The 15926-nt window shown below is 50.2% G+C and carries 12 protein-coding genes; 8 read left to right on the top strand and 4 right to left on the bottom strand.

All coding sequences use genetic code 11. The features are described from left to right. Position 1 precedes the first annotated feature (1 nt). The 3 genes from EKM99_RS03395 to EKM99_RS03385 all read left to right on the top strand — a co-directional run bounded on the left by EKM99_RS03395 (position 2) and on the right by EKM99_RS03385 (position 4198). A complete protein-coding gene (locus EKM99_RS03395; protein WP_125580953.1) occupies positions 2-967 on the top strand; it encodes an electron transfer flavoprotein subunit alpha/FixB family protein in 966 nt (321 codons plus the stop codon). 607 nt (positions 968-1574) lie between these two features. Beyond that, complete coding sequence (locus EKM99_RS03390) at positions 1575-3593, top strand: hypothetical protein (protein ID WP_125580951.1); 2019 nt, start codon at positions 1575-1577, stop codon at positions 3591-3593. Next, a complete protein-coding gene (locus tag EKM99_RS03385) occupies positions 3593-4198 on the top strand; it encodes an ATP-binding cassette domain-containing protein (protein WP_125580949.1) in 606 nt (201 codons plus the stop codon). The genes EKM99_RS03390 and EKM99_RS03385 overlap by 1 nt, the downstream gene beginning before the upstream one ends. Positions 4199-4331: 133 nt before the next feature. Here the strand turns inward: EKM99_RS03385 and EKM99_RS03380 are convergent, their stop codons facing one another. Both EKM99_RS03380 and EKM99_RS03375 read right to left on the bottom strand, forming a co-directional pair. Then, complete coding sequence (locus EKM99_RS03380) at positions 4332-6050, bottom strand: phosphoenolpyruvate carboxykinase (protein WP_125580947.1); 1719 nt, start codon at positions 6048-6050, stop codon at positions 4332-4334. 704 nt (positions 6051-6754) lie between these two features. Beyond that, positions 6755-7639 carry a LysR family transcriptional regulator gene (locus EKM99_RS03375; protein ID WP_125580945.1) on the bottom strand — a complete coding sequence of 295 codons (885 nt, stop codon included), beginning with the start codon at positions 7637-7639 and terminating at the stop codon, positions 6755-6757. 506 nt (positions 7640-8145) lie between these two features. Between EKM99_RS03375 and EKM99_RS03370 the strand changes: the two genes are divergently transcribed. The 5 genes from EKM99_RS03370 to EKM99_RS03350 all read left to right on the top strand — a co-directional run bounded on the left by EKM99_RS03370 (position 8146) and on the right by EKM99_RS03350 (position 14202). Next, positions 8146-9378 (top strand): MFS transporter, encoded by a 1233-nt coding sequence (locus EKM99_RS03370; RefSeq protein ID WP_125580943.1) that lies wholly within the window; start codon positions 8146-8148, stop codon positions 9376-9378. Between the two features lie 100 nt (positions 9379-9478). Further along, a complete protein-coding gene (locus EKM99_RS03365) occupies positions 9479-10336 on the top strand; it encodes a quinate/shikimate dehydrogenase (RefSeq protein WP_164511504.1) in 858 nt (285 codons plus the stop codon). Positions 10337-10350: 14 nt separating this feature from the next. Continuing rightward, complete coding sequence (locus EKM99_RS03360; RefSeq protein WP_125580939.1) at positions 10351-11169, top strand: SDR family NAD(P)-dependent oxidoreductase; 819 nt, start codon at positions 10351-10353, stop codon at positions 11167-11169. Positions 11170-11451: 282 nt separating this feature from the next. Continuing rightward, on the top strand, positions 11452-11805 hold the full coding sequence (locus tag EKM99_RS03355) for a hypothetical protein (protein WP_125580937.1): 354 nt from the start codon (positions 11452-11454) through the stop codon (positions 11803-11805). A 48-nt stretch (positions 11806-11853) separates the two neighbouring features. Beyond that, positions 11854-14202, top strand: a complete 2349-nt coding sequence (locus EKM99_RS03350) for an SH3 domain-containing protein (protein ID WP_164511502.1) — start codon at positions 11854-11856, stop codon at positions 14200-14202. 99 nt (positions 14203-14301) lie between these two features. On the opposite strand, the gene EKM99_RS03345 is transcribed toward EKM99_RS03350, so the two are convergent. Both EKM99_RS03345 and EKM99_RS03340 read right to left on the bottom strand, forming a co-directional pair. Further along, on the bottom strand, positions 14302-15198 hold the full coding sequence (locus EKM99_RS03345) for an IS3 family transposase (RefSeq protein WP_125580933.1): 897 nt from the start codon (positions 15196-15198) through the stop codon (positions 14302-14304). After that, the gene (locus EKM99_RS03340) at positions 15195-15869 is read right to left on the bottom strand and encodes a helix-turn-helix domain-containing protein (RefSeq protein ID WP_125580931.1); all 675 of its coding nucleotides are present in this window, start codon (positions 15867-15869) and stop codon (positions 15195-15197) included. Before EKM99_RS03340 ends, EKM99_RS03345 begins: the two co-directional genes overlap by 4 nt. Between the last annotated feature and the right edge of the window lie 57 nt (positions 15870-15926).

Raw genomic sequence — 15926 nt, 5'->3', positions numbered from 1 at the left:
TATGTCAAAACCAGAATTATGGGTCATTGCGGAACGCCGCTTAGATCACATCGAACCCACCACCCAACAACTGATTACGAAGGCCAAGGGATTAGCCGGCGACCAATTTAACGTCGTGACGATCTTGCTGGAAGCCACCACCGACCACTTGGAAGACGAGCTCAAGGCGTATGGCCCCGACGAAATTCGGGTCGTGCGTGACGACCGCTTCCCAACGGCCACGGACGCTGAGCATGCCGATGCCCTGCAACAGTTGGTTGAAAAATACCAACCAAATTCACTACTATTTGGCGCAACAATTACCGGTCGCTCCATTGCGCCCCGGCTACAGGCCAAGCTCCAAACGGGACTGACCGCCGACTGCCTGGACCTGCGTTTTGATGACGACACCTTGGTCGCCACCAAGCCATCCTACGGCGATAACATCATGTGCGAAATTATCTGTCCGGACCACCGGCCGCAAATGGCCACGGTTCGGCCGAACACCTTCGTGGCAACCCCCGCTGCTGGAGACGCCACGGTGACCACGGATACGGTGACCTTCCACCCCGTTGACCGCCTGCAAGTCAAAGCCGCCGTACCAGTGGTCAACACGGCCACCACAGTTGGCGATGCCAGTCGCGTCGTTGCCCTGGGGCGTGGTGCCGCCAGTGCCGCAACTATTGCTAACGCCACCAAGCTCGCTGAAAAGCTCGGCGGTCGGATTGGCGTTTCCCGGCCATTGACGGACCAGGACCGCTTCACCCACGACGACCAGATCGGCCAGAGTGGCAACACGATTCATCCCGAGTTGATCATCAACTTTGGGATTAGCGGTGCCGTTCAGTATTTGGTGGGGATGCAGGATTCACAGACCATTGTCGCCGTGAACTCGGATGAACGGGCGCCCATCTTTGAGGTGGCCGATTACGGCTACGTCGGCGACGCCCAGGCATTCATGACCGCTCTTTTGGCGGCTTTTAACTAAAGATTGTTTTAGTGATTTAGGACACAGGAACATTGGCCGCCTGCGGATTCCAGGGACTCCGCCTGCTGTGGGGCCAGTTCCAGCCTGAGAAACGGGCTTCCACCTCGACTTGAAACCTCGCCCAAACCGCGAGTTTCCAAGGTCGTCCCGTGTTCTAAGGCCGAGGGGAACGCTCGGTCTTAGAACACCGACACAGCTGGCTGCGTCCCTGGCTTCCTTCGGCTACGATTGTTGTGCAATTTTAGTTGTGCGTCGGGGCCCGTGGTCATGACTGTCTGTGCACCTGATTGATACTGATTTCTACAATTATAAAGCGGTAGACTGGCAAGGTTATGCTTGCTGGTCTGCCGCTTTTTTCGACTTTACTTTTAGGATTTGTCTAAAGGATACTAGATTACTGATGAAATCATTTTCGCCGGGTTATATGCAGAAAAAAACAAAAAAATAAATTTAGCTGGAAGCGATAATCCAACAAATTTGCCCTGTCTAACCGGTCTAGCAGCGTTTGAAATATTAATTTCGTTATAATTGGACATCGTATGTATCATTCTGCCATTGAACAAAAATTCAGTCTATGATAACCTCTAACAAACGAGGAGCCTAAACCATGAATAAAATTCGCAATGCCGTTCTCATCATCGTCGCCATTGGCTTCGGGTTCCTACTCTGGGCTTTCAGTCAATCGGTTGGCGCAACCGGTCTCTCTAGCCTTGAACAACCGTACAACATCACCCACAGCGCTAACAAACTAACGTCTAACGAAATCAATCACCGCTTAGAAAGCTTTGCCAATCATCACCAGATCAACATCGTTAAAGAGTTTTGGGTACCCACGCCCAGTGCTGACGCCCATCCCAGCTATTATGTTCTGGGCAAGGCCCATCACTTTACCGCCAATCAGATTTCAAAATCAGCGCTGGCTTCCCGTTCTGAATTCTTAACTAGTGACCTACGTTATCCCTTGTACGTCTTTGGCCCCATTAGCTCGCAGGTCATGCGCCATGAACTCACTAGCCTGGGATTAACCTTTGAGCGCAAATCAGAAAACTGGCATTTACGGATAAGCGACTTTCTCCTAGCGAATGACTACAGTATTTTCTTAGCACTACTGCTTCTCTTACTGTTCTTAACGCTCGTGATTCACAATTTCAAAAGTTTACGGGCCGCTAACATCATGCTCCTTCAGGGGTTAACAAAACGAACCATTTTCAAGCGAGCATTCCTACGTGACCAAGCGTTCTTTCTAACCAACTATGCCATCGTCTGTGGAACCGTCTTCGGTACCCTCTTCTTCGCGCAACACTGGGGCGTGTTCTGGATCACGGCTTACTTGGCACTGTTACTGGCCATTGCTCAGACGCTCGTGTATTTAGCGGCCGGCCTCATCTGGTCATGGTCTTATCGGCAAGCCACCATTCTGCCAACAATCAAAGGACGCGCTAAAAGCCGTCTGACCTTAGCCATCGTATTGGTGATAAAGACCTTGACTGAATTGCTGATTTTGTTTGCCCTCTTGTCATTGGGGCAACAGTTTCTGACCAGCCAAGCTATCAAAGCACAGGTTAGCACCTGGTCACGCCTGCCTACGCGGTACTCTCCCACACTTGCCATAAACATTAACGACCAGGAACAAGCAGTCGAGGATCGGCAGACCTATCAGTTGGTAAAATGGTCTGCCCAGCATCACGGACTCATTGCAAATTATGCGGGTTACAACGCAGCCGAAGAGCGGCCAACCTTAGACTTCAATGATTACAGCGACTATTACAATGGCGGCAACGTCTTACTCGTGAACGCGACGTATCTACGACTGAATCAGGTGCGGGACAGTTCCGGCCACCGACTGACTTTCTCCGCCAATGACCCCGTGACCCACATATTGCTGCCCGCCAAGCTTGCCAAACAACGGAAAAAGCTAACGAACGCCTACGTGGATCAAATGAACCTCCGTCACATGGCGGCAAACGATGACGCCCACCCACGTGTCCACACCCAGTTACTCGAGAATCACCAGCAACGGTTAACCTACAATCCGGTTGGCTTAGATTTGGGCTACTATAACGCTAGTGTTCCCGACCCAGTCATCATTGTGATTTCACCGGCATCTCTCGGCGGGGATAACGATGACGCCGACCGCCTGTGGAATTCGATGCTGTCAAATGGTGCGTTTAGTTTCAGCGATTACCGTCACCTAAACCGCCAATTGACCGCACTCGGCCTATACCAGCACATTGGCGGCTACACCAATATTAAGAGCTATGCCAGTAAGGTTTATCAGACCCAGCGGCAACAGGTTATTCGACTGGCAAGTATCTTAGCGTTATTGGTCGGTCTGCTCCTGTTGGAATGCGTTCTAGCCTGCTCCCTCTACCTGAGCATTTATCAACAGGACCACGCCATTCGCACGTTGATGGGCCAATCCCTCGTCAAGGTTCACGCCGCCTTCGCCGTAATTTTGACCGGTCTCACCCTAGGGGAGCTGGCCCTCACGTTAGTGGTGAAGCCAGCTAGTCCGGTCACCTTGACCTACTACCTCGCAGCCAGCGGCCTGACCCTCCTCACCCTTGTCATCAAAGCCAGGCGCAACGTCACCCATCTCAAGACCAGCCTTAAGGGGGACAACTAATGTTAACCATCTCGTCAGCGTCAAAGGCCTTTGACCGCCACGTCATCTTCGCTGATTTAACGTACAACTTCCACCCGGGGCTGATTTACGCCCTCTCAGGACCATCCGGGTCGGGTAAATCAACCCTGTTAAACTGTATCGCAACCCTAGAAAATTTAGACAGCGGGACCATTTGCTTTCAGAAGCACGACATCACCAAAATCGCGAATCACCGCTACTTATACAGTTACTTGGGCTACCTCTTTCAAAACTATGCGCTGATCGACGACGCGACGGTGCGCACCAACTTGACCCTGACGAAGCGGTATCGGCCAACCCAGTTAAAATTTGCGCTGGAACAATTTGGCCTCAGCACCGACTACCTTGACCGCAAGATTTTTACCTTGTCCGGTGGTGAATGTCAGCGCGTTGCCCTAGCGAGAATGCTGTTGAAGGATCCCCCAATCATCTTGGCGGACGAGCCGACCGGGGCACTGGACACGGCGAACGAAAAATTAGTCCTGACAAGTCTCGCGGCTTTCGCCAGGATGGGTAAAATCGTGATTGTCGCGACCCATTCTCAAACGGTACTGGACCAGGCAGATGAAATCCTTTACCTGGACTAGTTAGCTATAAAAAAGTCGTGTTACCCCCACAATGGGAGCGACACGACTTTTGACATACATCCAATTAATTTTAGCAGCGCTGAGGTCATGCAACTTCACGACCACCGCGAACCGGTACAAATCACTGCTCGCCTTACAGCTTCAACAGGACCTGCAATAATTCTCTGGCCGATTCGTTCAGCTTATCTTGGGACTTGTCGTTGCCCAGGTGGGTGAAGATTTCTCCCACGTAGACGTCATCCGTGAATAAACGGTCAAAGACGGCATCGATGACGGGCTTGGTTGCCGCTTGTTCCTGCACGGGACCGAATGGGTTGGCGAAGAACGTCGTACTCATCCCCACCTCATCCGTGGTGCCGAGGGCCTTTCGTTTGCCAGCCACGAAGGTTGCCTTGGCTGACTCCTGGTCGTCGAATCGGTGAATCCCAATGGCATCGTCATAGTTGTTGGCGTAAACCCACATATCGATCTCGTGGTGAGCAACGATCCGTGGCCAGGTGTTGGCCGGAATGATGACCCGCGCGTTCTTCTGTTCGGGGTTCATGTATACCCCACGGTCCATGTTGTTGAAGGCCACTTCACTACTCAAATCATCGAGCCGGACAAACGCCCCGGTTTCAGTTCCCTGAGCGTAAAGCTTGCCGTCAGCCAGACTAAAGCTGCCCATGTCATCGAAAATGGTTTCAATGTTTACAATTTCTTCGTCGGCGACATTTTGCAGCGCTTCAATGGATTCGGACTTGCCGGCACCGGAATCACCGAAGAAGACCACCGTCTTGGTTTTCCCGTTGGCAAAGGTAATCTTAACCATCGAGCCGTGAATTGGCAGCTTCTTTTCGGCAATCATGTGCAGGTTGTGCAGCGTCAAACACATCTTCTTCATGTAGCCAAAGTAAGTGGTCTGGTCGTTGTAAGGCACCTGCCCCACGTAAATGCCATTGGCTTCATCGTAGAAGTAGTGGCCATTTTCGGGTTGGTCGTCACTGGCAACGCCGGGCGTCCCAAATAACAGGACCAAGTCGGGCTTCTTGCCAGCAATTTCACTACTGTCGGCTAATTGGAACAGGTTCGCCAGTGCAATCCCGGAAGCCAGGTAGTCGCGGTGGAAGTAAATGTAAGCCAGGCTCTCACCAATTTTAGCCGGGTAACAGAACCAGTCGTCCTCGGTCCCTTGGAAGTTCTCCAGTGGGTTGACCTTAGTCGCCGTGAACAGACCCTTACGTTTGTTGCTCTTGGTGTGGAGCATCATTGGTGGCCGCAACATTAAGCGACTAATAAAACGAATGTCCCCGAGCTTTTCGTAGCCAGCGGGTTCGGGCCATTTGACCTGTTCCAGCAGCACACAGGCGCTAGACCCGGCACTAATTTGACGGTAAACGTGGTTCGCGTGACCTTGAAGTTTTTCTTCAATCGTCCGGTAAAGGCGAATGACCAGGTCATTGAAACGCTGATCAATCGTCATGAATTCACTGGTGACCACGTCATTTTGCCGAACCGTCATGGTCGCGACCCGCAAGTAGGTCCGGTAGTACGAGTACAGGTCTTCGATGCTGGCCAAAATGTCGGCTGGCTTGAATTGACTGTAAGCGTCCGGTTGGTCAGTCAAGATAGCCTTGACGGTACTCAGATAAGTTTCGGGTGAAACCAGGTTAAACGTCGCGGTCGGGTCGGCGTCCAACGGCACCTTGTCGCGCTGTTCGTCCAAGAATAACCGCACAAAGCTGGCAAGTTCCTCACTGTTCACTAAATCAAAAATGCTGGTAATGAAGCGGGCGTTATAGTTGAGGACCGCCACGCTCCGGTCTGGATTGGCGTAAAAGGCCGCCAAGTCAATCGGTTCTGGTGTTAGCATGCAAAAGCCCCTTTCAAATTATGTAACCTACATCGCAGCTGGTTGTCGGGTTAGACTCTGGGTTACAGCGCCTTACCGGTTGAAAAAAATGGACTGGAACGCTGGCGGAAGGACGTCCGAAGCCTGAGACCCGGTCTTCGAACTTGCTTTGAGCCTTGAGAACCAGTCTCAAAGTCACCATTTTCTGAGCAAAGACCACTCAGAAAATCCCCCGGCTGAGTCCATTTTTTTCAACCTCACGGCTCACACTGGTTTAACCCGCAACCAGACGGGATTGTACTTAAAATTTTTAGTCTCTCTTGTTAACTGTTTGTGTTTCACTGTGTCAATTGATCAAAAGTTCTACGACAAAACCACAGATTGCGTCCATAAAACATGACTGCTTAATTCCACCCACCTGTCACCTTCAGACACCTGGGTGCCAGCCACCACTCGTGTTAGCCGCAAGGCCGGTGAAAATGGGCTTAGCCGTGGGAATTATCTTAGTAGCGGTTTTTGCTGCTTAGATAATTGGTAACTTTGAGACTCGGTTCTCGAGGCTCAAAGTAAGCCTGGAGACCGCCTTTCGGCTCCAGGCGTCCGCCCACAGCGGCCCGGTCCCATTTTCACCGGCCTGGAGGCGCTGACCACGACTAGTTTTCCCGGCACCCAAGTATCTTAATAGGTAATTTTAGCCTAAATTGGGGCTCGTGGGAAGTGACTTCTCACTCTGCGGCGGATTTAAATAACTGAAACAACTGACGCAAGGTCTCATGCTGCGGATTATCCGCGTGGTACATGGCGTAGATCACCCGCAAATCCTCTGGCACGTTGACCGGAATCTTCACCAGGTTGAACGCCTCCAGGTAAAGCGTATCCGCCACCAGTCCGACCGCTGTTGACGACTGAACCATCCCCGCAATCGAGATTTCATCCGGGTAGACAGCCTGGACCGTCAAGCGGTCGGCCACCCCCTGCCGTTTGAGCGTACGCTGAACCTTTTGGCCAATCAACAGGTCCGGCGTATAGGTCAAAACGTCCGCTCCCACCAAGTCGGTTAACGCTAACTGTTTGCGCGCGGCTAACGGGTGGTCCGGCGCCACGATGACGATGAATGCCTGCTTCAGGAGTGGCTGGTAGAGCACCCCAGCTTCGCGACTATCCGTGGCGGCGATGCCGAGGTCATACTGTTTTGCCGCCAGCCCGGTCTGAATTTTTTCCGTCGTCACGCTGTGCAGTTCAAAGCTGATTTGTTGGGTGTGCGCCTGCTCGAACTGGTGGAGGACCTTGGGCAAATAGGTGCCGATCACCGTGGGAATACAGCCGACGCGAATCGTCACGGGCCGCGTAGAATTGGCCGCCTGAAGCTGCGCCACCCCATCGTCCAGCGTCTGAAGACTGTGCTGCACGACTTGCAGGAGCTGACTACCTGTGTTGGTTAGCACAATGTGCCGTCCCTGCTTGGTAAATAACGTCAGGTCCAACTCATCTTCCAGTTTATGAATGGCGGTCGTCAGACTAGGCTGACTGACCCGCAACTCCTGCGCCGCTTGCGTATAGTTTTCCAATCGGCCAACACATTCAAAATAACGTAATTGATGTAAGTTCATGGTCACCCCTCTGTTCTATCATTCACAATCTATAGTCTCTGACTATCAATCCCCGACCAATCGGTATTGGTAATTTCTCTCTCTCCACCTTAACATACAGAGTGTAGAAAACGTTTTCTAACTCGAAATTATTCCTATATCATTACACGTCTATTGTTTGTTAGGCTCACCGACTTCTGAAAGGAAGCCAAGAAAACCGGCTGATTGTGACGATAACCTCCCGTGTCATCGGACAAGCTATTGTCGTTGGTTAACACCGTAGGAGCTGCAGGGCTGGTGAAAATGGACTCAGCCGTGGGAGTTCACTTAGTGGCGACCTTTGCCGCTTAGTGAACTGGTATCTTTGAGACTCGACCTTGGAGGCTCAAAGTAAATCCAGAGACCGCCCTTTGGCTCTGGATGTCCGCCCACAGCGTTCCAATCCATTTTCACCAGCCCGGAAGCCGGACAACGACCAGTCTAACCAGCAACAGACGCGACATTCTAATTCAAGGCGGTGTTCAATTATGGAAGCAACACATACGACACAGGTATCCGGCCACCGACGGTTCATCTTCACCGCGGCCTTTATCATCATCTTCTGCTGTTCCGCATCCGCAGCGTTCTCCGTTTTCGCAGACACGCTGGTACAAGCGACTAGCGCCACGGCCTCACAGGTTGCGCTGACGCTGACCATCTATCAATTTTTCATGGCAGCCTTCGGGATTCTGTCCGGCCGAATCATCGACCACTCTTCCCCGAAAAAACTGATGTACGTCGGCGGCTTCATCTTCGGCCTCGGCTGGTTCCTGGGCGCCTTTGCCCACAACATCTGGTTCCTGTACTTCTCCATTGGGATTCTCGCCGGTAGTGGGAACGGTCTGCTCTACAATCCATCGCTCCTGACGACGTTGAAATGGTTCCCAGAAAAGCGGGGCACCATCTCCGGCCTGTTACTGGGGGCCGCTTCCCTCGGGCCGCTGGTCTTAGCGAAAGCTGGGGCTTGGCTCTGTGACACGATGGGTGCCAACGGCTTGATGCCCATTGGGATTGCTTACTTAGCTTTGATTTGGCTGGTCGGCTGGTTAATGGCTTCACCGGAAACGCCTAAGTCTGACGACGACCAACCCGCACCAGCAACTACTGGAAAATCGCCTAAAGAAATGATGGGCTCCCTGAACTTTTGGCTGTTACTGCTACTCTTCGCGATTGCCTGCACGGCCGGCATCATGTTAATCGGCTCCCTGTCTTCCATCGCGCAGATTCAGCTACAGTTGACTCCTATCGTGGCGGCGAACTTCGTGGTCGTCAACACCCTGGCAAACTTCTTTGGTCGGATGATTACGGGTCGAACCGTTGACAAGTTAGGTGAAACCCGGACGTTACTGGTCATCCTCTGCTTAACCATCATTGGCCTGGCTGGCTTGCGTTTTGCCTCTAATATCGCGATGTTCACCATCTTCTTAATCATCCTGGGAGCTTCCTTCGGGGGTGTCCTGGTTGTCTTTCCAACCTTAACTGGCAAGACGTTTGGCCAGAAATTCTCCGGGACCAACTACGGTATCATGTTCTTTGGCTACGCCATTGGCGCCTTAATCGGACCGCAAATTGCGACGTTGTCCATGAACGCTTCGGCTGGGACCCAAGCCTACAACGGTTCTTATCTGGTAGCGATTGGCGTCGCGGTCGTGGGAATTCTGATTGACCTCTACCTGATCCACCAAGGCATCGGCAAGCACGTCAACGCCGAAACGACTTAGATGACGATCACCTGGGGCAGCATGCCAATAGCGCTCGTCTGCCAGGCACATCTCAAAGAAGTTCTGCCAACAACCCTTTACCTAAAATACTTTGGAGGTCATATTCATGGAAATTGATGGACACACAAAACTCGTTGGCTTGATTGCGCATCCGGCTGGACATTCCAAGTCCCCGGCGATGCACAACGCGGCCTTTGCACAAACGGAAATTAATGCACGGTTCCTGGCCTTTGATGTGGAACCCGACCAACTCCCCGACGCCGTTAACGCCTTACGTGCCTTTAAAATGCTGGGGGCGAGCGTCTCCATGCCGTTCAAGCAAGCCGTGATTTCCCTACTGGATCACGTTGACAAGACGGCCGAACTGGTCGGCGCCGTGAACACCGTGGTCAACCATGACGGCGAACTGACCGGGTATACCACCGACGGCATTGGCTTTGTGGCCGCCTTGACCGACGACGGTGTCAGCCTGGCTGGGCAAACGATGACGCTGGCTGGCGTGGGTGGTGCCGGCACGCCGATTGCCATTCAAGCCGCCCTCTCCGGATTGAAAACGCTGAATGTCTTTAACATCAATGATCCATCCGTGAAAAACGCGCGTAATATTGTAAAAATCATTAACGAACAGACGGATTGTCACGCCACCTTCTATCCCCTGGAGGACCGCGACCAGTTTAAGCAGAGCATCACCGCCAGCGACGTTTACACCGATGCCACTGGACTGGGGATGGGCAAGCTCATCGACAAGACTTTGGTGGATGACCCGAGTTGGTTCCACCAGGATATGACGGTCTTTGATACCGTCTACGCCCCGAGCGTGACCAAACTGATGGGGGTGGCCAATGCCGCCCACGTCGCTCACGTCATCAACGGGCAAGGCATGTTACTGAACCAGGGCGCTGCGGCCTTTAAGCTGTGGACTGGTCAAGAAATGCCGTTGAAAGATCAGGCACTTTAGAGGAGGAAATTCACATGACAGAGTGGTTAGGCTTAGAAGAAAAGGTTTGCGTCGTCACCGGTGCCGTGGGTGGCATGGGCACGAAAATTTGTGAGGCGTTGGCTGGGCAACACGCCACGGTGGTCGCCTTAGACATGGATCAGGATAAGACGGCCGAGTTGGTCACCAACTTGATCAATGATTACCATATTGCAGGGTTGGCGGTCACCTGTGACGTCACCAAAGAAGCTAGCGTACAGCGGGCCGTGGACCAGGTCAAGGACACGTTTGGTCACGTCGATGTGGTCATCAACACGGCCGGAATTTTGAAATTCGACCCGTTAGAGGACCTGGACTACGCTACTTGGAAACAGGTCTTGGATGTTAACCTAAACGGCTATTACTTAGTCACGCACGAATTTGGTAAATTAATGATTGAACAGAAACACGGGACCTTCGTTCATATTTCTACGGTTGCCAGTGATATCCCCGAAACCTACAGTGGCGCGTACAGTACCAGCAAGGCTGGGGTGAATATGCTGTCGAAGCAGGTGGCGGCTGAATGGGGGATGTTCGGTATCCGCAGTAACGTCCTTGAACCGTGCCTGGTTAAGACGCCGATGTCGGCCGCCTTCTATGCGGACCCCGAGGTGGAAAAGGGCCGGAAAACGTTGACCGCCAGCAAGCGAATTGGGACGACTGATGATATTGCGAACGCGATTCTCTTCCTGGCAAGTGACCGTTCCAGTTACATCAATGCCACTGGCCTCGCAATTGACGGCGGCTTCAGCGTCATGATGCAGAATCAGATTCCCAAACCCGGTGGCCGGCGTGGATTTGCGGAGACGCACTAGATTTGCGAAAAAATTTTAAAGGCATCCATTAGGTGATAACCCCATTGTGGGCAGTCACTTAATGGATGCCTTTTTTGGGTCCGTTTTCCAAGGCTCTGCTGCGACTGCAGTCCTAGGCCATCGGCTACCGCAGCAGTCATTCAGCCGTTTCCCGGCCGTAAATTTGCCGCACTACAGCGTAAAACAGCTCGCCAACCGCCTTATTATGATATCGTACCCAAAAACAGGCAAGCCACATTTTCAGTCTCCATCATGTGGCCTGCTTAGAAAGGAGAACACGCCATGCATCCTTTTGACTTTGCAACGACTGGACTAGTTTCACTTATCTCAGCAGTCGTTTTTACCACCTACTATGCGCTTAGACCCCTTTTACTCGGCAGAATTAAACTGAATCATCATCAACAGTTGGTGCAAGCCCTTAAGCTGACCGAGCAACTTGCAAACTTCATTGTTCCTGAACTTGCTGTCATGACCGAACTCGACAACGTTGGTCGAAAAGCTGAGGCCATTCGGTTCATTACAGCCAAGCTCAATGAACAAGGCATTACGGTTAAGGCCGCAACTGTTTCCGCAGCTGTAGAAAATGCGTACCAGGTCTACAAGCACGTCACTAATGGCGATCAACACAATCTGTAGTTATACAGATTAAAAGCATCTCACTGTATCAAACCAGCGAGGTGCTTTTTGTTACAAAAAAATAAAAGAAGAAGGTTAATTATTATGTCTATTAACGTTAACAACACCCCTGATATGTACAAGATTTATACGTCCGGTCGCTTCACCTTCAATACCAAATGTCGGGTCCGCAACACGCCTGACATGAGTGATCCTGGGATTGTCACTTATCAGGTTGGCCAATCCGTCAACTATGACAGTAAGCTCAAGAACGGAAATCACCTGTGGCTGTCCTACATGAGTAATTCTGGTGGCCGTCACTATGTACCTTACGCCAACACGGATAAGGGAACTTACTTTGGGACGGATACCAATCCTGGGAATCCGATTAAGCCAGCTTCTACAAATGTTTCTGGTGGCACCCCATCTACTTCGCCGTCTCATACGAATCACGGTTTAGGCACTCTGACCGGTTATGCCGGAGCTAACGTTGCAGACCAAACCCCAGATGGCACCACACTTGTCATCAGCGGCTCGTATAAATACGATGAGCCTGCTCGTGGCCGCGATCGAACTAATATGACCAATGCGACGACAGTGGATCATATTAAAATTGGTGACACGATATATTACAATGCAAAAATCAAGTCCGACGGCCACTACTGGTTACGTTACATCCACACCAGCGGTGCAACCTATTATGTTCCTTACGCAACCATTGATCCTTATCGTCCTTATGGTGTATCTGACTCTCACCCTGGTGATCCTGTTTACTCGCAAGAAACTGTAACCACACCAGGCGATAGTGGAAACAACTCAAATACTGTAAATCCAGGAAATTCAGCAGGTAATTCTTCAGCTGGTGGTTTAACTCCCGGACAATCACTGATTGATTTTGTTCGAGACCTGGGAGGGATTTCAGGGCTATCAGAGAGTAACTGCCGGGTAAACGATAATGCCTTTCAAAAGCTAGTTGACTTTCATCCCAATTCTAAAGTTACTGTTAGGATCCCGGCTGGAGTCTATAAAGTTGGCCGCCCGGAGATTTCTTCAAACGTTGATTTCATTGGTGAAGATGGTGCAACTTTTTTAGGAACTCAAACCGACAATTACGCTTCAGATACTGCTCACTCGGGAGCCGCCTTCCAATATGAATGTGCCAACAATGTCGCCTGGTCAAATGTGACCTTCCGTGGTATCGACTACACTGCATCGAACGGAAGTAACGTATATCGCTTAGTCCATAACCTTTTGACTAGTCATAACGTTTCTTTCACAAAATGTATCTTCGACCAAACTGAGTCCAATGGTGGGCACTGTATCGATCTCTGCGGTTCTTCCCACATTTACATCAACGATTCAACATTTATCGGAGTTGGCTTCGATACCATTGAGCCCATCCGAGATAAGTATTGTTATAAAGAAGCAATTCAAATTGACTATGATTACGAAAGTGGCACTAGTGCAACACCTTTAAACCATACCTACACGTTCTTACCTACCCATGACGTATTCATCAATCAATGCCGTTTTCTCCCCCTGTATACGGATAATGAAGCAAACCACCTTAAAAAGTTTGGTCCCCATCCAGTTGGTACCCACAAAACATTATCAAATAACAGCACTGACGGTACTCCCGGTGGTGGAAATCGTGTTCCAAGCAATATTCAAATGACGAACTGCTTGGTTTTAGATCCCAAACCAGCAAACTATGGCGGCTATGGTTACTTTGCCCCAATTCATTTTCCTTCAGTTCAAAATGTCACCTTCACCGGAAATCAAATTGAACGACGGAAAACGCAAGTCTCGCCCAATGTTTTCATGTTTTATAATTACAAAAAGAACGTAACAGTCAAAAATAACAGCGGCTTCACAATTAATAATAACTCCTTCTTCAACATGAATCCACAACTTGTTCACGTACGTGTTGGTAACCAGAGTAATGCCGAACGTGCACTGGCCTCTGCACCTTCCTATGTACTATTCACAGTTAGTGGTGGACATACAATGTCAAACATCCATGTTGACTACAACAAAATCTACACTTATAAATCAATGTTGCAGCCTACAAAACAAGATGGTAAGACTATTCCCCAAAAAGCTAAAGATATTCATGACAGTTCTAACATGCGCGTCAAGGGTGTTGGTGCGGGTAGTACTTGGTCTAGCTCCCAAAATGTTCGACTACCTATGCCTGAGGGCGGAAATGGTAATGAGGCCGCCCACCACGCGTATTCCCAATCAATTTATGGTGTATTGCCCAATGGGCAACAATTTCTTATCACGACCGTTACTTCTAACAAGAACCTACCTTACGAATTTTCACTAAGTTCTCATTCAGGATATGAACCAGCAGTTTCTACAATCACCGTTGGTTTTGAATCCAATGACTCCAGTCTTTATATGCCTTATATTTAGGCTGTTCATCCTCGAAAAATTAAAAAAGCACCGTCCACAACCCCTTGTGCTGGTCCCTGTCAAGTTGTCATACGAAATAATATAAATTTGATATTGTTTCTAAGCGGCCTCATTCCGGTATTCTACCGGGGTGAGGTCGTTTCTTGCTGGTGAACGATCTAAGTGATTGAAGTAGTGAATTCCTTCGTTTACGAGTTCTTTGAATTCTTGGTAGGTTGTGGGCATTGGATGCCGATCCATCCAATGCGTCTTGAATTCGTTCCACCAACGCTCCATGGGTGAGTTGTCGTAAGGCGTTCCTGGACGTGACATGCTTCGTGTGGCTTCATGACCAGCTATAAAGTTGTTGAAGTCCTTTGATGTGTATGCGGCACCTCGGTCTGTATGCACTAACGGGTGAACTTCACCGGCATATTCAAAGGCTCGCTGGAAGACCTGGATTTCTGCTGCGGCTGTTTCTGTCGTACTCAAATTCGACGCGATTAATACGCGCCCATACAGGTCTAAGACACCACTCAAGCGCATCTTGAAGTGTGCTTTCGCTGTACCGTAAGTCAGTTCCGTCGAATCTGATAACCAGACCTGGTTCGGTCGGGAAACACTGAAGTTACGGTTTAAAACGTTGTCCTGAATATACTGTTCCTGTTCCTTGATTCGATGATGTTTCTTGATACGAATCTGGCAACGAATATTCAAATTGATCATGATCCGCTTAACCCGCTTGATTGTGACCTTGAAGGTGACGAGCTTATCATGATTTAGATTAGATAAGATTTTACTGGTGCCTATGGCCTGGTGATGTTGGTTGAACCAGTATGTGATGCGTTCCTCCAGAAGTCGCTCCTGGGCGTCCCAGGGCGTTTCCTGACGATGAAAAGACTTGTTGTAAGCTTGACGACTGACACCAACGTGGTCCAGTAATTTTGTAATGGCTCCACGCTTTCCTTGGCTGACTTCCTTTATTGCTTGGTAAGCCTGCTGACGCTGTTTGTTCACCCCTTGTGCTGAATTTCCTGATATTTTTTTACGAATTCCTCCAACAGTTTCATGTCAGCCACTTGGCCTTCTAATTGTCGGATTCGCAGATTGGCTTTATCTAACTCGGTCAGTTCTCTCTGCGGCTTATGATGTCCACGGTTATCACTAAGTGCTTCGTAACCTCCGTCTTTGGCCTTGAGGACCCATGAACGGGCTTGCTGATAAGATACTTGGTATCGCTCGGCAGCCTCGCTGTACGAATGTTTCTGCGTAGTAACATACTCGACAACCTCAATCCGTTCTTCTAGCGTAGTTTTGCGGCTCATCTTCGGGACCTGCTTTCTTGACGGCGAGGCCGTCACAGTTTTGTCCCTATTATACCTGGAAACCCAAGCCTTTACTTGCGAAGATGAGCGCAATCCATAGGCCATTGCTAGCTTATCCGCTGAGCCTTCACCATTTAAGTAGGCAGTGATAACCTTCAACTTGAAGGCTTCACTATAGTGCTGATTCTTTTTCGCTTCCGCCAGTCCATCAAGCCCATCACGTTTGTATCGATCTCGCCACTGCCCAATTGTTTTATCACCTAGTCCATGCATTTTTCCAAAGCGCCCGCTTGATTGTCCTGAGGCTTCAAACTCAGTGATCAATGCCAGCTTCTCAACCGCTTTATACTTAGTTCTTGGCATACAAAAAATCCCTCCGTCATTGTCAGATGAATTATATTATTTCATCTGACAACCACA

The sequence above is a fragment of the Levilactobacillus cerevisiae genome, assembly GCF_003946245.1.
GTDB classification, from domain to species: Bacteria; Bacillota; Bacilli; order Lactobacillales; family Lactobacillaceae; genus Levilactobacillus; species Levilactobacillus cerevisiae.
This window is presented reverse-complemented; position numbering and strand designations above follow the sequence as displayed.